This is a genomic window from Hydrogenophaga sp., from assembly GCF_030656115.1.
Taxonomy (GTDB): domain Bacteria; phylum Pseudomonadota; class Gammaproteobacteria; order Burkholderiales; family Burkholderiaceae_C; genus Hydrogenophaga.
The window spans coordinates 25,873-48,222 of sequence record NZ_JAUSOO010000155.1 but is presented as its reverse complement, the minus strand read 5'-3'; the positions used below and the strand labels follow the sequence as shown (position 1 = coordinate 48,222).

The window sequence follows — 22,350 nt, the reverse complement described above, 5'->3', positions numbered from 1 at the left end:
TGCTTGCAGTGGGCGATCACGTCGGCCGGCATCACCTCCTTGGCGTGGTCCGGGTTCTGCACCACGTAGGCGCGTACCGCCTCGCCCGTCTTGCCATCGGGCACGCCGATCACAGCCACTTCCAGCACGTGGTCCATGTCGGCGATCACGTCTTCCACCTCGTTGGGGTACACGTTGAAGCCCGACACCAGAATCATGTCTTTCTTGCGGTCCACGATGCGCATGAAGCCGGTTTCGTCCATCACCGCCACGTCACCCGTGGCAAACCAGCTGCCTTGCATGACTTTGGCCGTTTCTTCTTCTGCGTTCCAGTAGCCCTGCATCACCTGTGGGCCCTGCACCCAAATCTCGCCGGGTGTGCCGGGTGCCACATCCTGCCCGTCGTCGCTCACCAGGCGCACGTCGGTGCCCGGGGCTGGAATGCCGATACTGCCTTCGCGCGGCGTGCCCGTCAGCGGGTTGAAGCTCACCACCGGCGAGGTCTCGGTCAGGCCGTAGCCCTCGGCAATCGGGGTTTTCGTCAACTCGCGCCAGCGCTGCGCCACCGCGCTGTGCAGCGCCGTGCCGCCCGAGATCGAGGCCTTGAGCGTTTTGGGCGGGTAGGACACAAACCACTCTTCGTTCAGCAGGCCGTTGAACAAGGTGTTCACCCCTGTCATCCAGGTGATGGGGAAGTTCTCCATCGCCCGCTGCAGGCTCTGTACCGGCCGCGGGTTGGGAATCAGCACGTTGTGTCCACCCATGGCCAGGAAGCCCAGCAGGTTGGTCGTGAACGCGAAGATGTGGTACAGCGGCAGGGCGGTGAGCACACATTCCTGGCCTGGGGCCATGTGGCTCTGGCCCATGGCCCGGGTTTGCTGGACGTTGCTCAGCAGGTTGCCGTGGGTCAGCATGGCACCCTTGCTCACGCCGGTGGTGCCGCCGGTGTACTGCAGCACGGCCAGGTCGTCGCGGCCCACACGTTGCCAGTAGGTGCTCGCCGGTGTTTTGGCCAGCGTGGCGCGGCCCTGGGCCAGCGCGTCCTTCAGCCGCACATGCGGCGCCGTCACCGGTGGCAGCACACGGTTCCAGTAGCGCTGCACGCCCCGCACAATGGCGCCCGGAATCGCCGGAAAAAACTCCGATACCGACGCCAGCACCACCTGCTGTATGCCCGTCTTGGCCAGCACGGCGGGCAGCTTGTCGGCAAACATGTCCACCATCACCAGCACCTGCGCGCCCGCGTTGTTGAACTGGTGGATCATTTCCGATTCGGTGTAGAGCGGATTGGTGTTCACCAGCACGCAGCCCGCCTTGAACACACCCAGCGCCGCCACCGGGTAGCCCAGGCTGTTGGGCAGCTGCACGGCCACCCGGTCGCCGGCTTTCAGCCCCAGCACAGCCCGCAGGTAGCCGGCAAACGCGTCCGAAAGTTCGTCCACCTGCGCAAAGCTCAGCCGTCCGTTCATGCCGTTGGGGACCACGCAACTGAAGGCGGCCTTGACCTGGCTCTCAAGCTGCCATTTCTTGCAGCTTTCGTGGGCCAATTCGGCCAGGTTGCGGTAAGGCAACTGCTCCAGTGCCTGGGCAATGCCGACCTGTTGGTACGACGCGTGCCAAAGACGCGCAGGTGATTCGGTCATGAGAGGTTCCGGCGAGGGGTTGATAAAAGAACGGGCGTTCGTTTTTTGGATTGCCCCGATGGTAGTCAAACAAAGATTGGTTTTTTCGGGTTTGATCTCCTATTTGTGTCGGGGTATACCCTCGTACCCACAAGACGCACCCGCTCTGCGTTGCCAATGCGCTTCGCTGGCCCGAGCGGTGGTGGTGCTGGGTGCCAGGATCGGGCACGTTGTGCGGCGTTCCCTGGACACGCCCGAAAACGCTCAGCAGCCCAGGCTTTGACATGAAAGTGAAACCTTGTTGTCTTAAAAAGGGTCATGCTTACCACCCGTTCGACCCGTTCGACCCGTTCATCCGTTGCAGCACCCGTTGAGGCATTGCCCGTTTCTCCACCGTGGGACCGCAGCGTCTGTCTGGCGCTGATCGAGCAACTCTGGGCGCTGCGAGCCGCCATGCAGCAAAGCGAGCAGCGCTATGCAGACGCCATCGCCCACGTTCACCCCCAGCAGCGTGAGAGCGCCCGCAACCTGGTGCATTTTCTGGCCCTGCGCGCCACCGATTTGCGCGCGTTGCAGAACCGGTTGGCGTGGCTGGGTTTGTCGTCGTTGGGCCGCGCCGAATCGCATGTGTTGGCCAATGTGGACAAGGTGCTGGGCATCTTGCACCGCCTGACCGGGCAGGCCTGGCAAGACCGCTCGCCCGAAGAACCGGTGGGCAGCGTCTCGGGTCCGGCGCTGCTGGCCAGCCACGCCCAGACATTGCTCGGCTCGGTGGCGCGCGATCGCAACGTACGCATCATGGTCACCTTGCCCAGCGAAGCCGCGACCGACGCCGCGCTGGTGCGCAGTCTGGTGGAAGCGGGCATGGACGTGGCGCGCATCAACTGCGCCCACGACCAGGCCTCCGACTGGACGGCCATGGCCAAACGGGTGCGGCGTGCCGCCAAGGCGGCGCAGCGCGAAGTCAAGGTGCTGATGGACCTGGGCGGCCCCAAAATTCGCACCGGCCCACTGCCCGATGGCCCGGCGGTGCTCAAGCTGCGACCGATGCGCGACGAACACGGTTTTGCCACCGAGTCCTGGCGCCTGCGGCTGCTGCCCGCCGACACGCCAGCGCCGGTCGGCACCGACCCGTGCATTGTCGTGGACGGCGACTGGTTGGCCCTGTTGCGCGTGGGCCAGCAAATCCACTTGCGCGATGCACGCTCCAAAAAACGCCGCATGCTCGTGGTGAAAATGGACGCCCACGGCGCCGTGGCGGAGGGGTTGGAGACCTGTTACATCACACCCGAGACGCCGCTCTCGCTCAAGGGGCCGAACGAGCGCCGCGTCTACAGCATTTACCCAGGTGGCATCGCACCGCTGCCCGCCGCCGTTCGCCTGCACCGAGGCGACCGGCTCACCCTGAGTGCCGAGCCGTTGGACCTGACGCTGCCGCTGGACCCGCAGCACCCGCGCGTTGCCTGTACCTTGCCGCAGGTGATTGGCCAAATCCGCACAGGCGAACGCGTCTGGCTGGATGACGGTCGCATCGGTGCCGTGGTGCGCAAAGCCTCGCGCCTGCAGTTGGAGCTGGAGATCGTGCAAGCCCGCGATGGCGGTGAAAAGCTCTCGGCCGACAAGGGCATCAACTTTCCCGACAGCACACTCGATCTGCCGGCCCTCACCGACAAAGACCTGCAAGACCTGCAGACCGTGGCCAAGGTGGCCGATATGGTGGGCCTGTCTTTTGTGCAGCAACCCCAAGACGTGCGCCAATTGCTCAACGCCCTGCAATTTGCCAACGGCAAAACGGTGGGCGTGGTGCTCAAAATTGAAACCCTGCGCGGCTTTGAAAACCTGCCCGAACTGATGCTCGCCGCCATGGCGGGTGCCAGTGCCGGAGTGATGATTGCACGGGGCGATCTGGCGGTGGAATGCGGCTTTGAGCGCATGGCCGAGGTGCAGGAAGAAATTTTGTGGTGCTCCGAAGCCGCGCACATGCCCGTCATCTGGGCCACCCAAGTGCTGGAGAGCCAGGCCAGGACGGGCGTGCCCTCGCGGGCTGAGATTTCCGACGCCAGCATGGGCGTGCGGGCCGAATGCGTCATGCTCAACAAAGGCCCCTACATCGTCGAAGCCATCCGCACGTTGGACAACATCTTGCGCCGCATGGCCGGGCACCAGACCAAAAAAACGCCCCTGCTGCGCGCACTGCGCGCGTGGGGGCCGTCGGGCTGAAACAGGTGCCGCCGTTGGTGCGTTGGCCTCAACCGCCTCTCAACGTGGCCCCGGCGCAATCGCAAACACGTGCCTGCAGCTTCACAGCGGGTCGATGTACATCTTTCGGGTTTCCAGCTTGTAGGTCCACGGCAGCTTGGCGTTCTTCCAGCCGTTGACGGTGCGCTGGCCCTTGTCGGGCCCGCTTTCGGCCTTGTCGCCTTCAAAGCCGTCCACCACGGTGTAGGCCTTTTTAAAGCCGAAGTGCGCCAACAGGCCCGAAGCGCTGTTGCTGCGCACACCCGAGCGGCAGATCAAAATCACCGCGTCGTCTTTGGTCAGCCCCGCTTGTTGCAGGCGCTTTTCAATGTCTTTGACGAAATTCGGGTTGCCTTGTTGCAGGTATTCACCCTGCGCTTCGCTCCATTCCCACGTCTCGGGAAAATCCAGCACCGGCACCAGGTGGTCAGCCAGCGTGGGCATGCCCAGGTACATGGCTTCTGCCCGGGTGCGTATGTCGATCAGCAACACGCTCGAGGGGTTGGCTTGCTTCATGGCGGCGGCTTCCAGCGCCGTCAGGTGCAGGCCAGAGGCCGAGCGCTTGCTGTCGGGCACCTGGTCGGGCTCAATGGCCATGGCGCTGCTCACGGCCAACGCCAGCAGCAGCGCCACAAACGTGGCTGGCGGTGACAGCAAACGCTGCCGGACATGCGGCAAGAAAGCGGTGCGTTGCGTTGGCTTCATTTCATGGCCCCCAGGTATTCCACCACCGACTTCATCTCAATTTCGCTCATGCGCGAGGCGATCACATTCATCACCGCGCTTTCATCCACCCGGCTGCGGTCCACAAACTTCTTGAGCTGGCGCTCAATGTAGAGCGGGTTTTGACCGGCCAGACGCGGCAATTCCGCATTGCCCCGTCCGCCTGTGCCGTGGCACGACACGCAGGCCGGCAGGCCGGTGTAAGGGTTGCCACGCTCGTACACAAAGGCACCGGCGTTGGCCAGCATCGGGTCTTTGGCTGGGGCGACCTTCGGCGTTTGGCTTTGGTAGTAGCGCGACACCGCACGGATAGAGCATTCGCTCAGCACGGCCGCTTTCATGTCCATCACCGTGCTGTCGCGCTGGCCCGAGGCAAAGTCGCGCAACTGCTTGGCCAGGTATTTCTCGTTCTGTCCGGCCAGGTTGGGGAAATCTGTGGACGCGCCTTGGCCGGTTGCTCCATGGCAGCTGGCGCAGTGCTTGGCGGCCAACTGGGCGCCGGTGGCGATGTCGTCCGCCGCCGGCGGCACCGGCCCTGCCGCCCAAGCCGCGCTGCATACCGCCCAACCTGCCACCCACAAGCCCGCTGCCCACACCTGCAGACGCCTGCGCTGCGGTGAAATCCGTTTAAAACCCATGGTTGTTGCCCCAGATCGTTTGAAAATGAATCGATTCTGGGATCAATACCCTAAAGGGTATTTGATGCTCATCAATAAGCGATGGCTTCTTTAAGTGCTCACCGTGTCTGCTCATCCAAGGGGTTGGGACAAGGGATACTGAACGAACTTGCCCAACCCCTTGAACGTGCGTGCGATCCCGGTGTGATCGTCGGCACGAACGCCAACCCATCCCTGCGCAGGAGCCCCGCCATGAAATTCAAAACCATCGCCCTGGTCAGCCTGGCCGCCATTGCCGGCGCCGGCGCGCTCGCCTGGCAGAGCCTGGACAAAGAAACCCGGGGCTTCCTGGCCGCGTTTCCCACCAACCGCGACGTGCTGTTCTGGAAAGTGCCGCAACGCGACGCCGCTTTCCGGGCGCTGGACCGGCTGCCATTTCTGGCCAAGCACCGCGTGGTTCCCGCCGGTGCCACACCGTCGGCTTTGCCACCGGGCCCGCCGCTGGCCTTGCCGCTGGACGTGGACGCCTACATGCAACGCCAGCGCAGCGCCGCACTCATGGTGGTGCACCACGGGCAGGTGCGGCTGGAGCGCTACGGGCTGGACTTTGACAGCCAGGGCCGCTGGACCAGTTTTTCCGTGGCCAAGTCCTTCACGTCCACCCTGGTGGGCGCGGCCGTGCGCGACGGCCATATCAAAAGCATGGACGACAAGGTCAGCCAATACATCCAGGAGATGAAAGGCTCGGCCTACGACGATGTGAGCATCCGCCAGCTGCTCACCATGACCTCGGGCGTGGCGTGGAACGAAGACTACGGCGACCCAAAATCTGACGTGGCCCAGTTCAACAACCACAAGCCCGAAGCGGGTGTGGATGCCCTGGTGAGCTACATGCGCCAGCTGCCCCGCGCCGTGCCAGCGGGCACACGCTGGCACTACAGCACCGGCGAAACCAACCTGGTGGGCGTGTTGCTCAGCCGGGCCACCCAAAAACCGTTGTCCAGTTACCTGTCTGAAAAAATCTGGGTGCCTGCGGGCATGGAGCAGCCCGCCACCTGGATTCTGAGCAAAACCGGGCAAGAAATCAGCGGCTGCTGCCTGCAGGCCGCCACGCGCGACTTCGCCCGCTTTGGGCAGTTCATCTTGAACGGCGCGGCGGTGAACGGCCAAAGCATCGTGCCCGAAGGCTGGTTGACGGAGGCCACCACCACCCGCACCGGCATCAACACGCCCGGGCGCGGCTACGGCTACCAGTGGTGGACCTACGACGACGGCACCTTTGCCGCACGCGGCATCTTTGGCCAGGGTATCTTCATCGACCCCGCGCGCCAGCTCGTGATCGCGTCCAACGCCAACTGGGGCACCAGCGCCAGCGACCCGGCGGCCAGCGCCGACCGGGAAGCGTTTTACCGGGCGGTGCAACAGGCGGTGGACGGCGAAGTGGCTACTGCAAAAAGCCGTTGATGCGCTGCCGGTACCGACGGCAAGCCTGGGTTGGCGTGGCTGTCGGCCCGCTGCGCTGCAGACAGGGGCCACCCGGCTTACGATCCGGTTTCCGTTCGGTGCGCCGTCAGACCCCTTTCGCCGTGCCGCCCTCAACGAACCCACTTCCACCATGACCGACAAAACCCCCTACACACCGCCCACCGTCTGGACCTGGGACCAGGCCAGCGGCGGCAAATTTGCCAACATCAACCGCCCCATCGCCGGCCCCACGCACGACAAAGCCCTGCCCGTGGGCCAGCACCCGCTGCAGCTGTACTCCATGGCCACGCCCAACGGCGTGAAGGTCACGGTGATGCTCGAAGAGCTGCTCGCCCTGGGCCACACCGGCGCCGAATACGACGCCTGGCTCATCAAAATCAGCGACGGCGACCAGTTCTCCAGCGGCTTTGTCGAGGTCAACCCCAATTCCAAAATTCCGGCCCTGCTCGACCGCAGCACCGAGCCGCCCACGCGCGTGTTCGAGTCCGGCGCCATCCTGCTGTATCTGGCCGAAAAGTTTGGCGCCTTGTTGCCCAAGGCCCACGGCCCGCGCACCGAAGCGCTCAACTGGCTGTTCTGGCAAATGGGTTCCGCGCCTTACCTCGGCGGCGGCTTCGGGCACTTCTACGCCTACGCCCCCGAGAAGTTCGAATACCCCATCAACCGCTTCGCCATGGAAGTCAAGCGCCAGCTTGACGTGCTCAACCGCCACCTGGCCATGCACACCTACATGGCCGGAGACGACTACAGCATTGCCGACATCGCCATCTACCCCTGGTACGGCTTGATGGTGGAGGGCAAGGCCTACAACGCGGGTGAGTTTCTATCGGTGCACGAATACACCCACGTGCAGCGCTGGGCCGTGTCCATCGCCGCGCGCCCGGCCGTGCAACGCGGGCGCTGCATCAACCGCGTGTGGGGTGAAGAATCCGAGCAGGTGCCCGAGCGGCATTGAACGGCCGTGGCCGCTGGCTCAGCCCGTGAGCCAGCCTTGCTTCCAGACCACATACAGCCCCGCCATCAACACCGCCAGCAGCAGCCACCAGGGCCACGGGCTGGCGGCGTCGGCGTAGGGGTCTTGCAGCGAGCGCTCAGAGCCTTCGGGCAATTGCGCCACGCCGGTGAGTGAGGTGCCAAACGGGACGTTGATGCGCGCCCGGATGTTCACCGCCCAGCCGTTGGCATCGAGCAACGGCCCGAGGTTGCGCTGGCGCAGTTTCAACCACGCCAGCAGCATGGACGGCCCCGACACCAACAACACCAACCCCAGCACCACCAGCGGCATTTGCCAGGCCGGCAAGCCGAAAAAGCCGGTGACCACCGCCACCAAGGCGGTGCCCAGCGCGCCCACCGCCAAACCCATGGCCGCAAAAATACCGGCGAACTTGGCAATGTCAAAAGCCTGCTGTTTGGCGCCATCGGCCGGCGCTGCGGCCTGGCTGCCCACGGTGGTCACGCGCGCGGCCGACTGGGCTTCCACGTCCTTGTCGCGGTCTGCCGCCAACTTCTGGATCTGGTTGCCGATCATGCGGGCCACGCGTTGGTAGGGCGACCAAAACGCCTGCCGCACGCTGATCGGCGCCTCCACCACCTTCACCACACTGGCGCTCCAGTCGCGGCCTTGCCGGTCGTAAAACACCCCGTTGCGCCCCGGCACCATCATCTCGTCGGCTTCGCCGCCGGTCATGGCCGCCACGATGGTCATGGGCGCTTCGCCCTGGCGGACGCATTGGCAGTACACCAAATACGCACCCGACAACGGCGCCAGCGCCGCGTGCCGCGCCATGTCGTTAACGCGCAGGCACAGGGTGCAGCTGCGCCGGTCTATGTACAGCGTGCCAGCCTGAAAGATGGCGCTTTGCCCATCATCGTAAAAATCGCTCAGGTTCACAAAGTTGCGCAGCAACGTCACCAGATCGCGGCGCAGGTGCAGCAGCTTGTTCAGCGCATCCACGCGGGTGGCATCGGTGGCCGATTCGGCATCTTGTGCGATCAGCGCGGTGAGCGCCGCCACCGTGTCGGGCGCCAGCAGCCGGTCCAGGTCGGCCGCCGCGCAGTCGGCCAGCGCCGACGCAGGCTTGGCCGCCTGCCAGCCGCGGTAAGCGCTCAGGCGGGCGCTCAGTTGCTGCCACTCGGCCCAGGTCAGGGTGGTGCGCTCGCCCAACACCGGCACCACCACCTGCTGGCGCAAAGCGGCCATGGCGTGTTGCCAGGCGGGGTTGATGCCCTCCACCAAAGGCAGCGTGTCACCGGGCACCACCTCAGCCAACGGCAACGCCGCCACCTCGGCGCGGGCTTCGCTCAAGGGCAGGGCCGCCATGCCGGTGTAGTCGGTATCAGCAGGGTTCAAGGCCACCACCGCCCGCGCATCAAACGCCGCCAGGCGGCAGCGCGTGAAGTGGTCTTCCACTTTGACTTGGACCGCATCGAAGGCCGCCAAAGCGGCCGCCGTGTCATCGCCAAAGGCCAGCACCTGCGCCGCATCGTCGGCGGCGCGGGCACGCCACTGGCGCACCGCGTCGGCCACCGCCAGAAAGGCGTTCAGCGTGTCCAGCGAAACCCCCGCTTCGCCACTGCGGTCGGGCAGGCCACCCGCGTGGCCCACCACCGCCTCAACCAAGGCACGAACCGCCTCATTGTCGGCCAGCGCCGGCGGCACCACACCGTCGCCGTTGAACCGGTTGGCGGGAAAGAGCAGGGCAGTGTCGGCCAGATCCGCCAGCGACACCTCGGTCGCCCCGGCGCGCCCCACACGCTCCAACACCTCTTGGGCCGCCGCCAGCAGGCCCGCGCCGTCAGCGTCTGAGTCGTTCAGGTTCGCCAGCGCCACCTGGCTGCCAGGCTGGAACAACACGCCCGGGTCGCGCAGCCGCTCGCACACCCATTGCACCGCAGTGCGCAACTCGAGCGCGCGAATGTTGCCGTCGGCGTTGCCATCGATCAGGCGCAGCGTCTGTTCATCAAATTCCAGCCCCGCAGCGGGGCACGCCAAAACCGCCCAAAGTTTCTGGTCCAGCTCGGCCAGGTGCCGCAAGTCGTCGGCCGTTTCCATGCGCACCTGGTCGAAACCGCCGGTGCGAAAAAATCGCCAGCGGTGCAGGCTGAGTGGTTCATTCATGTTGTTGCTCCTGATGGTTGGCTACCCACCCCTCTGAAAAAAAGGGCTCTTTATGGCACGAAGATAGCAGCACTGGTCAGAGGGTTGCCGCCATCACCACCGTTCGCTGCCGCACGGACATGGGAACCCCCACCGACATAACGTGGCACCAACGGCAACCGCACCAGCGCTGCGGTTCTTCCGCCGTCAACGCACCCAGGAGCGCAGCATGAACCCCCTCACCAGCCCAACCACCCCCGCCCCCGTTGTAGACGAAGACCTCGTCGAGCAAGCCCGCCCCGGCCACGGCATTCCGTCGCAAGACCCGGACCCCGCAGCCCAGACGGCGCTGGAACCCCAGGAAGCGGAGCGCGAAGCCGATTCGGTGTTTCTGGCGGGCGGCCTGGTGGCCGGCATGGCCACGGGCGCGGCCATCGGCGCCGGGGTGGCTGGGCCCGCCGGGCTGGTGGTCGGAGGCGCTTTGGGTGCCGTGGCCGGCTCACTGGGGGGCGCCGCCGCTGGCGCCAACACCAGCCTGGGCAACCCCGCAGCAGCCGATGCAGCGCCTGCGTCCAGCGTGCGCCTGCACATTGAAGACAGCGGTGGCAGTGGCCGCCCGGTGGTGCTCATCCACGGCTGGCCCCTGTCGGCCCAGGCCTGGGCGGCGCAGGTGCCGGTGCTGCAAGCCGCCGGCTACCGGGTGGTGGCCTACGACCGGCGCGGCTTCGGCCAGTCCGACAAGCCCGACACCGGCTACAGCTACGACACGCTGGCCGACGACCTGCAGCACGTGTTGGAGCAATGCGCCCTGCAACAGGTGACGCTGGTGGGCTTTTCCATGGGTGGCGGCGAAGTGGCGCGCTACATCGCGCGGCACGGCGAATCGCGCTTGCACAGCGTGGTGTTTGCCGCGGCCGTTCCCCCGTGCCTCCTGCAGTCGCCCAGCAACCCCGAAGGGCCGCTGACGCCCGAGCTTGCGCAAGACAAGAAAGCCGCTTTCCAGCGCGACCGAAGCGCCTACTTTGACCAGTTCACCCGAGACTTCTTCTCGGCCCATGGCGTGCTGCAGGTCACCGAGTCGCAGCGCGCCGACACCATCGCGCTGTGCGAACAGTCGGCACAACACGCCGCATTGGCCTGCATGGAAGCGTTCGCCACCACCGACTTTCGCGAAGACCTGAAGCGCATCACCGTGCCCACGCTGGTGATCCACGGCGATGCCGACGCGGTTGTGCCCATGGAAGGCTCGGGCCTGCGCACCCACCGCGCCGTGCCCCACAGCCAGTGGGTGGCGGTGAGCGGGGCACCGCACGGGCTGAACGTGTCGCACCCGCAGGCCTTCAACGCAGCGCTGCTGGGTTTTCTGCGCGATTGAGCTGGTCAGCCCCGAGCAACGCGGAGCGTGTGGGGCACCAGGCCAACCGGGGTGCCTGGGTGTCGCAGCCGGGATTCCGATCCCCAACACGCCCTCAGCGGGCGCTTGCGTCACACTAGCCCCCATGAAACAACTTCTCACCAGCCTCGTGCTGGCCAGCATGGCATGGGGCGCCACGGCGCAAACGCTGTGGCGAGACGCACCGATGCTGGCCAGCCCAGCCGACATTCGCGCCCTCATGCCGCAAGCCCGCGAAACCACACCCGCCCAGCGCGCGGTGGACCCCAGCGCCTTGCTTGAAATTCCGGCCACGCCCATTGCCGACGAAACCTTCTCTGCCACCTACCACTTCGAGGCCGAGCGCCTGCAGCGCATCCACCTGCGCGCCCAGCCCGCCACCCGCGAGCGCACCCAGGCGCTGCTGAAAACCTTGCAGACCTCGCTGCGCGCAAGCTACGGATTGCCCGTGAGCGCCGCTTCGCGCCCGGTGCCAGCGTTGGGCACCGTGGATCTGCTGTGGGCCTACCGCCGCATGACCGTGCAACTGTTGATGGCCGACGGCAAAACCGTCGAGCTGATCTACAGCGCCAACATACCGAGCCGACCGCAGGGCCTTTGAGCCCGGGTGAGCAGGTCCTTTTGAACGTGGAACCTGTGCAAAGAACGGACGGGCCGCCATGCCGTCCAGACCCCGCGGTTGCCGTGTTTGTTCATGCATTTTTGTATGAATCATCTAAAAATATAGATGTTGTTTGGCAATAAGTGCATGGTTACGATCGGGCAATGCTCGCAAGCCTGCGGCCAGCACCCTGAAAACCCAGCCTCTCAAAACGCCCATGAACCCCATGAAGACCCTGCGCCGCGCAGCCGCCTTTTTTGCCGCCGTCTTGCTTGCTGGTTGTGCCGGAATGCCCGGGGCCCAAATCAGGCAAGTGGATGCCCGCCCGCTGGAAATGGTGGTCCAACCAGGGGCTGGGCCCGTCGTCGTGTTTGAAAACGGGCTGGGCGGCCATATGGCGTGGTGGGGCAAAGTCTTGCCAGCCCTGCCTGCGGGCACGGCCTACTTTGCCTACAACCGGCCAGGTTTGGGCAAAAGCGCACCCGCCGACACCCCGCGCGATGGCGAACACATCGTTCAAGAGCTGCGCAGAACCTTGCTGCTGCAAGGCATGCAGCCGCCTTATGTTCTGGTTGGCCACTCGTTGGGCGGCCTCTACATGCAGTTGTTTGCGCGCAAATACCGGCAAGAGGTGGCGGCCCTGGTGCTGGTCGATTCGACCCACCCCAGGCAACTGGAAGGTGCCGGGGCCATTGAGAGCCAGTCACTGCTGGTCCGTGGCATGGCCAAAGCACTGATCACCGGCACCGCCAAAAACGAGTTGGACGGCCTGACCCAGACCGGCCAGCAGGTGCTGTCGCTGCCCACCGTCACCGACATGCCGGTGTATGTGCTCAGTGCCGCCGAGCCCATGAAAGAAACCTCCGAACTGGCCCAATTTTCCAATGCCATGCGCCAAGACATGGCCCACATGTACCCCAACGCCAAGCAGGTTTGGGTAGAGAGTGGCCACGCCATACCCCTCGAAAAGCCTGAAGCCGTGGTCAACGCCGTGCGCGCAGCCATGGCCGAGGCCCGCACCAGGCTCTGACGGCCACAGCGGGAGCGGCCAGCGGGTACCTTTGCGAAAGCCTCTCAGGCCTGCCACACCCCAAACCCGGCTGAGCGCAGGTCAATGCCCATCTCCACCTCGCGCACCTGTGCCACCTTGTACGTCATGGGGTTGAAGCCCTCGTACAGGTCGGGCAGCAGGCGCAGGCCGTATTTCATCGCGTAGGTGTTGGCCTGTATGCCCGCTTTGTGTTTGTCAAACCGCACGTCCGGGTCCAGCCCCGTCATGCCCACATACACACAGGGCATGCCCACCACATAACCCGGGTTGCAGCGGCGAAATCTGGGCTCCAGCAGCACGTCCGGGTGCAACTCAATCACGTAAACGTGGTGGTGGTGGCGGGGCACGGGTGGCGCCTGCGGTTCAAAGCCACACCTGCCCCGGCGCCGGACCCGTCTCTATGGTGAAGTCGGGCGAGCCGCCCAGCACAAAAGCGCCCAGCACCAGGCTCAGCAGCGCAATGAACATGCTCGCCCACAGCGCCGTCCAGAACCCATCCACCTTGAAGCCGTCCACCAGCTTCGCCACCAGCAACAGCATCAGCGCGTTGATCACCAGCAAAAACAGGCCAAAGGTGATCAGTGTCAGCGGCAGCGTCAGCAGCACCAGCAGCGGCCGCACCACCGCGTTGGCCAGGCCCAGCAGCAGGGCCGACACCACCAGCGCGCCTGTGCTGCCAAAACGAATGCCTTTGAACAGGTGGCTGGCCACCCACAGCGAAACGGCGGTGATGGCCCAGTGGAGCAAAAAGGGGGTGAGGTTGGTGAGCATGGCGTGAAAGTGACTGGCGCCGCGTGATCCGACGGCTGGAAGCGGAAGTATCGGTGACTTCAGACCTGAGGCGGCGTTGCGGCGTGTACCGGCAGAGGGGTGTTGAAGACGGACGGCGTCGGTACCGACAACTGCGCTTTCCTTGCCCATGATCTCCAGCTGGCGGATCACCGCGTCTTGCGTTTTGCGGTCTGCCTTGAAGCTCGTGCCATCCATGCCTGCCGTGTAGCTCTGGATGTTGTCAATCGCCTGCGCCATGTGCTGCAGGTAGTCCGCCGCAGCGGATGCTGGCGCCTCACAGCCGCACCGCCTCGCGAAGCACCTGCTCGCGAAAGCTGTCTGGCAGACCATTGGGCGTCAACACGTCCACCTCCATACCCAGCAACGCTTTCAGCTCGTAGCTGATCGCGCCAATGTCCAGCAGCGTGGTCGCGGACGTCGGGTCCACCAGCACATCCAGATCGCTGCCCTCGACATCGTCACCATGAATGGCCGAGCCGAACACGCTCACACCGGCCACGCGGTGGCGCATCGCGATCTCGCGGATTTGCGCACCGTGAGCATGCCCGCACCAGCCAAGTCGATCACCTCGTTCGTGTAAAAGCTGCGGTTTGGCCCACCAATCAGAACCGCCAGCACGCGCGGGCGCACCTTGGGGAACAGGGCTTCGGCTGTCGACGAAGATGGGGTGGATCTGATACCCATATTGGGTTCTTTCATACCCACTTTGGGTATTTTTCAGTCAGCTGTCGTATGTTGCTCGGTTCGACCCGCATCGCCTCAGTCGGCCTTCAACACCCTGCGCAAGGCACGGACTTTTTGCCAGAGCACGGCCCGTGGCATCGTCATGGCCATGGTCTGCATGCACCGCTCCAGCCAGCCCTGGCGCTCTTGCAGGCGGTCAATCGCCTTGCCCAGGTCGCGCGCCACGGCAGTTCCATAGGCTTGTGTGGCCTTGGTCAGCGCCGCGCGCAACAAGGGCAGGCGCAGGTCCATCATCGCCAGGTCGATCACATCGCGGCTGAACACGCCATCGTCTGCCTGACGGTCTGAGTTGGCCAGCAGTTTGGAGCTTGCCAGGTCGAGCCGCGTCAGCGTGCCGATGCCGCACACCACATCTTCCGGGCCGGGCGTCTCCAGTGCGATCCGGGCCTCGCGGACGATTTCAAACTTGATCGCCTGACCGTCCATCTGCACCACCGTGCGCAAGCCGTACTGATCGGCACGCACGTCGCGCAGCATGGTCAATGGCTGCGCTCCGGCCCGAACAAGCGCGTTGAGCCCTGCTGGCCCCGTGAGTGACTGGCGCAGTTCTCGGTAACCTGCTGCGTCCGACACCAGAAAGTCGATGTCAACGGACTCCCGGTACTCACCGTGGCGCAGAGCGATGCAGGTGCCCCCACCGAACAGGCAGCCATGCTGGCGCAGCAATTCGCCATCCAGCACGGCCAGCACATGCGCAATGCGCTGGTGGTGCGGGCGTTCAAACATCGGACGTACCCACTGCCGCCGCATCCCCCTGGCCCACGCCCGTGCGCAAGGCCTGCAGCAGCGCCTGCTCGGCGGGCGACATGGCCGCCGTATCCAGATGGCGCGCGTTGCGCTCGTAAATGCCCAGGGCCTCCATGGGCGTGAGCGCGTCGGTTCCGTGCACCTGCCAGGCCAGTGCCTTGAGCTGCGGATAGTCCGCCAGGCGCACACGCACGGGTATCCAGTTGGGTAGATCCGGCCCGTTGGCACCTTCGGGGCGCGTGCCGTGTGCGTCTTCGGCGTTGAGCGCCACCAGCGACATACCCAGCGCCGCCATGGCGTTGGCCCAGGCGCCCGCCGCCACAGAAGGCTCCCCCTTCTCGATGCGATGCAGCGTCACCCGCGAAATGCCTGCGGCCTCCGCTGCCGCTGTGCTGCTCACCCGCAACGCCTTGCGGCGCGCGCGAAGCTGCGTGCCCAGGGCCTGCAGCTGGGTGGTGCTTTGGGGGGTCGAAAGGGGTGGTTTTGCTGACATGTGTTTCTCATTCTGTTCAATATGACGATGTTGTCAAGTTTGAGAAACACTTTTTTTGAATTTCCCACACAAGCCGTCAAGCACTTGGACGCTGCCAGAGCGAAGGCCACGCCTGGGCCGACATGGCCACCTCTGCCGCCACCACAGCATCAAGGTGCTGACCCCGAATTCTCAAGACAAGACCTGACCTTGTTGAGATTTCTCTACCCGTAGTGCGACCACATGCGCAGCACCTTCACCGTGTGTTCCGCTTCCAGCACCTGATACACCAGCCGGTGCTGGATGTTGATGCGGCGGAAATACGCTCCCGCCAGATCGCCCACCAGCTTCTCGTAGGGCGGCGGGTTTTGAAACGGGTTTCCCCGGATCGCGGCCAGCAGTTCCTGCGCTTTCGACTTCAAGCCACTGGCGGCGAGTTTTTGCGCATCTTTCTGCGCGTGCTTGGTAAAGACGAGGTTCCAGCTCACCAGCCTGGCTCCGTGGCGCAGCCGTCCACTGGCTCGGCCATGCCCGCCTTGATCGACTCGCGCATGCCCGGCACCGAGAGCAGGACCAGCGTTTCCTGAATGGCCTGCCAGTCTTCGGCAGACACCAGCACCGCGTCGTGGCGCTTGCCCACGATGGTCACAGGCTGGTGCGACTCTGCCGTCTGGTCCATCAGGTGGTAAAGGTTGGCGCGGGCTTCGCTGGCGGTGAGGGTGGTGGCGGTCATGGGAATCTCCGAAAGAGGGAGAGGCGTACGTTTTTAAGTACGAATAGTCAAATGCAAATACGCCTGCGGGCTGACATGCACCACCTGCCCGTTTTCAGCCAACACCATGTGGGTGTTGGCGCGTTGGGCTTCTTCGGCGGCACGCAACCCGGCACGGGCCAGTGCATTCAAGGCCGCTTGGGCGGGGTCAAGCGCAAGAGGGGATGTGTTCAGAACGGTGTTCATCGCTGGGTTCCTCTGGCCAGCAGTGTGGGATGGCGGTGCGGGTTGACCGTACAAAAACCAGGCGTTGACGATGGGCTTGTAGGTGTTTTCGAACTGCTGCAACCCCGCAGCAAACCGACGCCGAACCACGTCGTCTGGAATATGGTGCCCGCCTTGGGCCACCCGCAAGCGCACCCGCTCAATGGCCATTTCAGAGGTGGGCAGTTGCAAAAAATACAAGCTGACCTGATAGCCCAGCGCCCGCCAGTGCTGCACCTTGGCCGCATACGCCCGGCCAGACAACGTGGTCTCCAGCGCAAAGCTGCGGCAGTGGGCCACATGGTCATCGATTTCCGCCAGCATGATGCGTCCCGCCTTGATGGCAGCAGCCTCGGGCGCAAAGGGCGACAGTCCCGCTGCAATCAGGTCGGCATTGACGAACACCGGGCATTGCTCCTCCACCGGCAGAAACTCGCGCGCAAAAGTGGTTTTGCCTGCCCCGTTGGGGCCTGCAATGATGATGGCGCGGGGCTGGGTTTCTAGCATGCGGTTTGCTGTTGCTGTTTTTAACTTGGATTAATTAGAATCTGACCCCGAATATTCTGGGAATAACTTTTAATTCAACTTGAGTAAAATAGGCAAATTTTATTTAAATCCCTGGATTAGTTATTAATTCGTCCTACGTAGGCTGCAAAAAACGCATTTGCGAATTGAGCGCTCGTATAGGCAGCATAGGCTTGCCAGTCGTCGCCCTTTTCATTATCTGCGAAATCGCATACAGACTTTATTGCAATACTCATCGGGGAAGGAGTGATCGCGTATTCTGACGCTGCCATGACTGCGAATGCCTCCATCTCAATGGCAATTAGATCGCGATTTTGCTCAGAAATCAGCGCTGCCGTAGAGTTGTTTGCTATTACACTTGCCCCAGAGGCCATTGGCCCAACATGAGCAGAAAATTGACCTGCAGGGCTTGATGAGCTCCAATTAGCTCTGATTTTTTGTTTAAAGGTTTCGGATCGACTAATTTCATAGCATATGCTCGATAGCACGGAGCTGAGTGGACGTTGGACAGGAGATAGGCGGAAGACTGGCGATCCTATTTCACTCTCGGCATGTTTTCCACTGCCCCAATCCCATGTTGGGTCGGCAATTACTACATCACCCAGCGAAGTCTTTCCTTTAACACCAGCGCAGATTCCTGTCATGGCGATAATTTTAGGCTTAAACCTCAAAATCATCTTTGTAGCAAGTGACGAGGACCATGCCATTCCCTTCTTCTGCGCGCTTGCAGCCACGAAAGTGGACTTCTTTCCAGCGATACTAATCTGCCCACGATAATACGTCGTTGGATCATCCGAAAAATGATGGGGCACCCAATCGTACGGTAGTGCCAGAACAGCATTCAATTCAGGGTTATCCAATGCAGTTAGTATTGCAAAATCAACAGGAATGCTCTCATTGCTTTTTGCTATTCGAGCGGATCTTTTGGCTAGGCCAAGAATTGTTTTCTGCCATGAATTGCTTGCTGATGAGAACTCGCAAAGCGAGACCCCGTGTTCTAAGAGCCTATTTTTGCAAACATCACTTACAGGCTGAACTGCTGTAATAAAAGAGGTGGTGCTCGGGATGTGAGAGACTGGATCGGCGCACAATATATCAAAGAAATCAATTCCACCTTCGAGTTTCGGCTTGCCGCCTGCTGTATCTGGTAGGCAGAGGTCAATTAACAGAAGATCATAAGTATCCTGTCGAAGTTTGGTGCGGGCTGAGGCCCCAGATGAGCAGTGTTCGAATGTGCATGCAATCTTCTCTCTCTCAAGCACCTCTCTGATTTGCTGCACCTTTAGATGATCATCATCTACGATAAGTACTCTTAGGGGCATTCTTTCATCCTCTCAATCAGATTGATTAGTTCGTTCTTCCAGCCTTCTTGGGCTGAGCTGTAATAAATCATACCAACGTAGACCGGTGCAAACTCTGTCTTTAACTGGTCATCTAGTTCGTTGAATGTTAATTGATCGGGTGGTGCTCCAAATAGATCAAACATTGTGATAACAATAGTCGGTATGGAAATTCTTCGGAGTTTGCATTGCTTCAATAGGTCACGACCCGCGAATGCCTCTGGACGGCTATCGGATTTATCATAATTTGGCATGCTCATGTCCAATAGAATGCCATCCAAATTCACACGGTCATGAACAATCCTGCGTAATGCACTATCAAAAGATTTCGCTCTATGGAGGTGAATTTCAGGCGCCCGAGACCCTACGACTGCAGCGATGCGTTCAGCCTTGTCGTCGTCATCTTCAATAAATAGAAGGTTCATTGCTGGAAGTTCTAAATGAAATATTTACTCTAAAGAATCCGTCTTCTTGATGCTCAAATATCAGTTCGGGTGCTTTGTACAGAGTGTTGTCCAAGGTCATCCAAATCTTCCGAAAGCCGCTTCTTCCCTCTACCTGTGCTAGGCGACGTGATTCTGGGCTGACCAAGGTTTCGCGTACCTCTTGAAGGTGAGCGAGTTGACTCTCAGTGGGCTTTTTCGCTGCTGATACCACCGTGCATGCAAAATTTCCTTGAGCATACTTGACATCGATTTTTACATCTGGCCTTAGGCCTTCCTGAACTGAATGCTTTACAGCGTTTTCAAACAGAACGTAGTAAATGTCGACCATTCCATCGAGTGAACGACCTGGCAACTTGTCTAGCTGTTCAGCTATGTTTATTTCGGGACCATCCCAAGTTTCGGGAAGCGACATTGTTCGAAGAACCATTGACGCGGCAATTCTTGGCGGAAAATCCACGTCGTAGTCGTGCCGATCATAGACTTCGTTTCTTCGAAACCAACCAATTACACCGTCAAGGGCCTGCTGTGTTGCAGTGCGCGCTCTTGCTGTGGCCGACGAAAGTGCTGCTGGAACAAATCCGCCACAGATCGCGACTAGTTCCGTTCCTAAAGTATCAAATTGGGTGATTACACGCGAACGTACAGCTGAATCTAATTCTATTTGAACCTCTTTGAGGTTGATATCTGTCTTTTCCCAAAGCGAATCAACACACTTATTTATAAGTTCTTCAAGGTCTTTGAATCCGCTATCGTATTTTTGAAGCAATGATCTTTCGAGCTGTGACGAGCGATATATAAATAGACCGGCAGCTCTGTTTGCTTTTTGTAGTGCCGTATCGAGTATCTGTATCTGAATTAGGTTATCTCTAGTGAGGCTAAGGATTTCATCAAATGCAAGCGAGAATTTTTCTAGCGCTAGAAGGATCTTTTCGAGAGTCAGTTTATCGGATGACGAATTCCAATAAGTATTAGGAACGTATTGACCGGTAGTAGTTTTTTGAGTGACAAGATGCTCATCCATTACCGGCTTCCTCAATGCATCTACTAGCTTTCCATGCCGCACTCTAGTGCTAAGGTACGCATTCAAACCGTGGTCGCCCTGAAGAAATTCCCGAGTAATTTCGTTGAAAATAACGTTAAACTGTAAATCGGTTGGTTCCGATGAGGCTTTTTGATCAAAAACGTGCAGCTGTGACAGCATTGTTGGCAGCGAGGCAATATTTGACTCGGTCAAGATGTCACTAAGTTTTTCAAGAATTAAATCGTTGGATTTTTGCGCTTGAGAAGCGGAGCTTTTATATTGTGCATATGTTTTTCCAATCTTGCCCTTGAGACTTCGCTTGATGGCCTCAATGTCGACGTAGACTCGGCTCGATTCAACTAAGGCGGTCGCTTTCGAGATTTCTTGTTGCTTAATTCTTGCTGCTAGCTCTTCTTGATACAAGCGCGCATTTGCTGGATTTATTTGCGCTAGGACCTTGCAAACTTCAATACGCGCTTCTTCAATAGCATTGTCGTTATCATAGAGAAGAGTTTGCCGCATAATTTCTGGACGCCAAACTTTCTCCAAGTAAAATACAACACTCTTTTCTCCTAGCTCCTCAATCCTATTGCTGAGGTCGCGAGGACTGGTTACATTGTTATTCACACAAAACGTTTCAAAGGCAAGTCTCTGGTGACTAAGGTCAGATTCTCCGGCATTTTGTGCATGTAGTTCCTGCAAGATTCCGAGCTTTATGCTGTTTGGCCATTCTTCTGGGTGATCGAGACGTTTGATTAATGCCTCGAATGGTAGCGCGGTGGGCGCATTTGGATTTTCAAGGTATGCGTCAACTACTATTTCAACCGAAAGTTTCGATTGTCCATCGAGAGCGTAGGCAAGCGCAGCGCCACCTAACGACTTAATTCTAAATAGACCTTTTTCTTCTTTGGCTGCACTTCGATATTTTTCTGCTGCGTCAATGTATCGTTCTTCAGACAAATCGCGTCTAGCACCGTATCGTAGGTTTCGGGGAATATTGAAGCTTGAGCTTGAATTGAGTCCCTTTGCAATTAGTGCTACTTTTTTTGTGTTGGGAAATAGGTCCTCAATTGTCGATATATCTAAAAATTCTTCATCAAGGGGATGGTCAAGGAGCATTGCGGTGAACGGTGACACGTTCATTTCTCGCACATATGCATCTCGTTGCCACATCTGAGATCTTTTTGCTTCCTCATGACCAGCCTCATATAGAACATTGGTCTTTAGTATGCTTGCCCATTGCAGGGTGAAGAACCGGTCGGAGATTAGTAGAATTTCATGAAGCGCAACGAAAAAGTTTTCGTTAGCAGTAAATATGTCGAATAGATACTGATCGATATTCGAAAGATATGTGCTATTTTGATCTGATCTTATATTTACTGTGGACTGCGCCTTCGCTCGTAAGAGCCTTACAGCTGAGTCAAACGGTTTTTCTGAGAGCCACGCAGATGAAAGCTTAATGCATTCATCGATTTCTTCTTTGGTATAGCTTTCAATGATCTTCGCACGTTGTGTCGCATCTAGTGAAGTTTCGGGCTGTGGCAACTTCCCTATAGTGGTTAGAGGCCCAATTAGTCTGCTGTCTTTGGTTGCATCAAAAAGCTTTTGAAGTGGAGCGCGCAGTGAGCTTCCGAGGTTTTCGTCGGTCAGTATTCTATCTGAGGCTGCAACTATCAGTACCTGGATAAGGCTCTCATAATGATCAATCAAAGAAGCTTGTGAGTCAAAAAATAGCAAGTTTGTGACGACGTTCGCACGGGAGTCAGTATTGTCAAGACACTTGGCTCGAACATAGTCTTTTAGCGATGGAGCGACTTTGGTTTGTTCGAGTTCCTCTATTAATTGGTTTTTTAGAGCTGCTCCTTCTATTCTCTTTCTGGCAAAGGCTAGAACAAACTGAGATAGGGGGTACGGTTTGAGATCTTCAATTAGTTGGTCAGCTACTTCTGAGAATGCATGGGGTGCATTTTTCAGATACGTTATTGATAGTTGATTTTGCAATAACCACAATGATTTCCCATACTTGTCTTCGATATGGTCTAGAATGCTTTTGCTCGACGTCCAGTTTCCATCAGCTGTTGATTCTTCGTATTTCAGCCTTAGGCTAACAAAATTAGCAAGCTCGTTTTTGAAAGGTAAAAATCTTGCTGCAGACCAGAGAATTTCTCGATGGCCGTTGCTTGGAGATTTTGGGGACTTATTTGCAAAAATGCCAGAAAAAGATATTGGGAATGGCGATCCGAAGTAGTCGAGTAGGGAGTTTTTATATGGAAAAAGAATCTGGAAGTGGTTAAAGAATTCCTTGGAATCCGTTAATGTTCTAAATCTATGAATTCCCTTGTATCGATCTAATCCTGATGTTCGTATTTGTGCTTGCAGTGTTCGTAGTAACTTGAGGGGTTGTTTGTTTTTTTTAAACGTGTTCAGTGATCTGCCCATTTGTGTTGCCTCGCCTGAATTCTGAATATCTCGGAAATGTTT

21 protein-coding genes and 1 pseudogene are annotated in these 22,350 nt (G+C 59.7%); 6 read left to right on the top strand and 16 right to left on the bottom strand.

From position 1 onward, the window contains the following. On the bottom strand, positions 1 to 1,622 hold a 1,622-nt coding region (locus tag Q7J58_RS20750; RefSeq protein WP_304831761.1), incomplete at its 3' end, for an AMP-binding protein. A gap of 297 nt (positions 1,623 to 1,919) precedes the next feature. On the opposite strand from Q7J58_RS20750, the gene Q7J58_RS20745 reads away from it, so the two are divergent. Beyond that, positions 1,920 to 3,821, top strand: a complete 1,902-nt coding sequence (locus Q7J58_RS20745) for a pyruvate kinase (protein ID WP_304831759.1) — start codon at positions 1,920 to 1,922, stop codon at positions 3,819 to 3,821. 81 nt (positions 3,822 to 3,902) lie between these two features. Here the strand turns inward: Q7J58_RS20745 and Q7J58_RS20740 are convergent, their stop codons facing one another. Together Q7J58_RS20740 and Q7J58_RS20735 are read right to left on the bottom strand one after the other, a co-directional pair. Continuing rightward, complete coding sequence (locus Q7J58_RS20740; RefSeq protein ID WP_304831757.1) at positions 3,903 to 4,544, bottom strand: rhodanese-like domain-containing protein; 642 nt, start codon at positions 4,542 to 4,544, stop codon at positions 3,903 to 3,905. Next, on the bottom strand, positions 4,541 to 5,200 hold the full coding sequence (locus tag Q7J58_RS20735) for a c-type cytochrome (RefSeq protein WP_304831756.1): 660 nt from the start codon (positions 5,198 to 5,200) through the stop codon (positions 4,541 to 4,543). The genes Q7J58_RS20740 and Q7J58_RS20735 overlap by 4 nt, the downstream gene beginning before the upstream one ends. Positions 5,201 to 5,431: 231 nt before the next feature. Between Q7J58_RS20735 and Q7J58_RS20730 the strand changes: the two genes are divergently transcribed. Beyond that, the gene (locus Q7J58_RS20730; RefSeq protein ID WP_304831754.1) at positions 5,432 to 6,643 is read left to right on the top strand and encodes a serine hydrolase; all 1,212 of its coding nucleotides are present in this window, start codon (positions 5,432 to 5,434) and stop codon (positions 6,641 to 6,643) included. 151 nt (positions 6,644 to 6,794) lie between these two features. Further along, on the top strand, positions 6,795 to 7,619 hold the full coding sequence (gene yghU, locus Q7J58_RS20725; RefSeq protein ID WP_304831752.1) for a glutathione-dependent disulfide-bond oxidoreductase: 825 nt from the start codon (positions 6,795 to 6,797) through the stop codon (positions 7,617 to 7,619). Between the two features lie 18 nt (positions 7,620 to 7,637). On the opposite strand, the gene Q7J58_RS20720 is transcribed toward yghU, so the two are convergent. Further along, on the bottom strand, positions 7,638 to 9,782 hold the full coding sequence (locus tag Q7J58_RS20720) for a hypothetical protein (RefSeq protein WP_304831750.1): 2,145 nt from the start codon (positions 9,780 to 9,782) through the stop codon (positions 7,638 to 7,640). Between the two features lie 208 nt (positions 9,783 to 9,990). Here Q7J58_RS20720 and Q7J58_RS20715 point away from each other — a divergent pair, with 208 nt between their 5' ends. The 3 genes from Q7J58_RS20715 to Q7J58_RS20705 all read left to right on the top strand — a co-directional run bounded on the left by Q7J58_RS20715 (position 9,991) and on the right by Q7J58_RS20705 (position 12,785). Then, positions 9,991 to 11,136, top strand: coding sequence for an alpha/beta hydrolase (locus Q7J58_RS20715; RefSeq protein ID WP_304831748.1), 1,146 nt, complete (start codon positions 9,991 to 9,993; stop codon positions 11,134 to 11,136). A 124-nt stretch (positions 11,137 to 11,260) separates the two neighbouring features. Then, entirely contained in the window at positions 11,261 to 11,755 is a 495-nt protein-coding gene (locus Q7J58_RS20710; RefSeq protein WP_304831746.1) for a hypothetical protein, read from the top strand. A gap of 226 nt (positions 11,756 to 11,981) precedes the next feature. Continuing rightward, positions 11,982 to 12,785, top strand: a complete 804-nt coding sequence (locus Q7J58_RS20705; protein ID WP_304831744.1) for an alpha/beta hydrolase — start codon at positions 11,982 to 11,984, stop codon at positions 12,783 to 12,785. Between the two features lie 44 nt (positions 12,786 to 12,829). Here Q7J58_RS20705 and Q7J58_RS20700 read toward each other — a convergent pair whose 3' ends face one another. The 12 genes and pseudogenes from Q7J58_RS20700 to Q7J58_RS20650 all read right to left on the bottom strand — a co-directional run bounded on the left by Q7J58_RS20700 (position 12,830) and on the right by Q7J58_RS20650 (position 22,308). Further along, a complete protein-coding gene (locus Q7J58_RS20700; protein ID WP_304831742.1) occupies positions 12,830 to 13,153 on the bottom strand; it encodes a hypothetical protein in 324 nt (107 codons plus the stop codon). 16 nt (positions 13,154 to 13,169) lie between these two features. Further along, entirely contained in the window at positions 13,170 to 13,577 is a 408-nt protein-coding gene (locus Q7J58_RS20695; protein ID WP_304831769.1) for a phage holin family protein, read from the bottom strand. A 123-nt stretch (positions 13,578 to 13,700) separates the two neighbouring features. Further along, a pseudogene (locus Q7J58_RS23210) lies at positions 13,701 to 13,835 on the bottom strand (HepT-like ribonuclease domain-containing protein); the annotation flags it as partial. Between the two features lie 37 nt (positions 13,836 to 13,872). Then, on the bottom strand, positions 13,873 to 14,109 hold the full coding sequence (locus tag Q7J58_RS20690; RefSeq protein ID WP_304831740.1) for a nucleotidyltransferase domain-containing protein: 237 nt from the start codon (positions 14,107 to 14,109) through the stop codon (positions 13,873 to 13,875). Positions 14,110 to 14,357: 248 nt separating this feature from the next. Further along, positions 14,358 to 15,068, bottom strand: coding sequence for a nucleotidyl transferase AbiEii/AbiGii toxin family protein (locus Q7J58_RS20685; protein ID WP_304831738.1), 711 nt, complete (start codon positions 15,066 to 15,068; stop codon positions 14,358 to 14,360). After that, entirely contained in the window at positions 15,061 to 15,582 is a 522-nt protein-coding gene (locus Q7J58_RS20680; RefSeq protein WP_304831737.1) for a helix-turn-helix transcriptional regulator, read from the bottom strand. Before Q7J58_RS20680 ends, Q7J58_RS20685 begins: the two co-directional genes overlap by 8 nt. A 203-nt stretch (positions 15,583 to 15,785) precedes the next feature. Next, on the bottom strand, positions 15,786 to 16,049 hold the full coding sequence (locus tag Q7J58_RS20675) for a Txe/YoeB family addiction module toxin (protein WP_304831735.1): 264 nt from the start codon (positions 16,047 to 16,049) through the stop codon (positions 15,786 to 15,788). Beyond that, positions 16,046 to 16,294, bottom strand: coding sequence for a type II toxin-antitoxin system Phd/YefM family antitoxin (locus Q7J58_RS20670; RefSeq protein WP_304831733.1), 249 nt, complete (start codon positions 16,292 to 16,294; stop codon positions 16,046 to 16,048). The genes Q7J58_RS20675 and Q7J58_RS20670 overlap by 4 nt, the downstream gene beginning before the upstream one ends. Before the next feature lie 33 nt (positions 16,295 to 16,327). Continuing rightward, complete coding sequence (locus tag Q7J58_RS20665; protein WP_304831731.1) at positions 16,328 to 17,044, bottom strand: AAA family ATPase; 717 nt, start codon at positions 17,042 to 17,044, stop codon at positions 16,328 to 16,330. 116 nt (positions 17,045 to 17,160) lie between these two features. Then, positions 17,161 to 18,384, bottom strand: a complete 1,224-nt coding sequence (locus tag Q7J58_RS20660; protein ID WP_304831729.1) for a response regulator — start codon at positions 18,382 to 18,384, stop codon at positions 17,161 to 17,163. Next, positions 18,375 to 18,827: a hypothetical protein gene (locus Q7J58_RS20655; protein WP_304831727.1), complete on the bottom strand. Its 453-nt coding sequence runs from the start codon at positions 18,825 to 18,827 to the stop codon at positions 18,375 to 18,377. Before Q7J58_RS20655 ends, Q7J58_RS20660 begins: the two co-directional genes overlap by 10 nt. Further along, positions 18,808 to 22,308: a hypothetical protein gene (locus Q7J58_RS20650; protein WP_304831726.1), complete on the bottom strand. Its 3,501-nt coding sequence runs from the start codon at positions 22,306 to 22,308 to the stop codon at positions 18,808 to 18,810. The genes Q7J58_RS20655 and Q7J58_RS20650 overlap by 20 nt, the downstream gene beginning before the upstream one ends. Between the last annotated feature and the right edge of the window lie 42 nt (positions 22,309 to 22,350).

Coding starts and splice junctions, on each gene's coding strand:
- Q7J58_RS20745 (WP_304831759.1), top strand. CDS start 1,920: ATGCTTACCACCCGTTCGACCCGTTCGACCCGTTCATCCGTTGCAGCA.
- Q7J58_RS20650 (WP_304831726.1), bottom strand. CDS start 22,308: ATGGGCAGATCACTGAACACGTTTAAAAAAAACAAACAACCCCTCAAG.
- Q7J58_RS20705 (WP_304831744.1), top strand. CDS start 11,982: ATGAAGACCCTGCGCCGCGCAGCCGCCTTTTTTGCCGCCGTCTTGCTT.
- Q7J58_RS20720 (WP_304831750.1), bottom strand. CDS start 9,782: ATGAATGAACCACTCAGCCTGCACCGCTGGCGATTTTTTCGCACCGGC.
- Q7J58_RS20670 (WP_304831733.1), bottom strand. CDS start 16,294: ATGACCGCCACCACCCTCACCGCCAGCGAAGCCCGCGCCAACCTTTAC.
- Q7J58_RS20710 (WP_304831746.1), top strand. CDS start 11,261: ATGAAACAACTTCTCACCAGCCTCGTGCTGGCCAGCATGGCATGGGGC.
- Q7J58_RS20680 (WP_304831737.1), bottom strand. CDS start 15,582: ATGTCAGCAAAACCACCCCTTTCGACCCCCCAAAGCACCACCCAGCTG.
- yghU (WP_304831752.1), top strand. CDS start 6,795: ATGACCGACAAAACCCCCTACACACCGCCCACCGTCTGGACCTGGGAC.
- Q7J58_RS20690 (WP_304831740.1), bottom strand. CDS start 14,109: ATGCGCCACCGCGTGGCCGGTGTGAGCGTGTTCGGCTCGGCCATTCAT.
- Q7J58_RS20665 (WP_304831731.1), bottom strand. CDS start 17,044: ATGCTAGAAACCCAGCCCCGCGCCATCATCATTGCAGGCCCCAACGGG.
- Q7J58_RS20685 (WP_304831738.1), bottom strand. CDS start 15,068: ATGTTTGAACGCCCGCACCACCAGCGCATTGCGCATGTGCTGGCCGTG.
- Q7J58_RS20695 (WP_304831769.1), bottom strand. CDS start 13,577: ATGCTCACCAACCTCACCCCCTTTTTGCTCCACTGGGCCATCACCGCC.
- Q7J58_RS20655 (WP_304831727.1), bottom strand. CDS start 18,827: ATGAACCTTCTATTTATTGAAGATGACGACGACAAGGCTGAACGCATC.
- Q7J58_RS20660 (WP_304831729.1), bottom strand. CDS start 18,384: ATGCCCCTAAGAGTACTTATCGTAGATGATGATCATCTAAAGGTGCAG.
- Q7J58_RS20740 (WP_304831757.1), bottom strand. CDS start 4,544: ATGAAGCCAACGCAACGCACCGCTTTCTTGCCGCATGTCCGGCAGCGT.
- Q7J58_RS20730 (WP_304831754.1), top strand. CDS start 5,432: ATGAAATTCAAAACCATCGCCCTGGTCAGCCTGGCCGCCATTGCCGGC.
- Q7J58_RS20715 (WP_304831748.1), top strand. CDS start 9,991: ATGAACCCCCTCACCAGCCCAACCACCCCCGCCCCCGTTGTAGACGAA.
- Q7J58_RS20735 (WP_304831756.1), bottom strand. CDS start 5,200: ATGGGTTTTAAACGGATTTCACCGCAGCGCAGGCGTCTGCAGGTGTGG.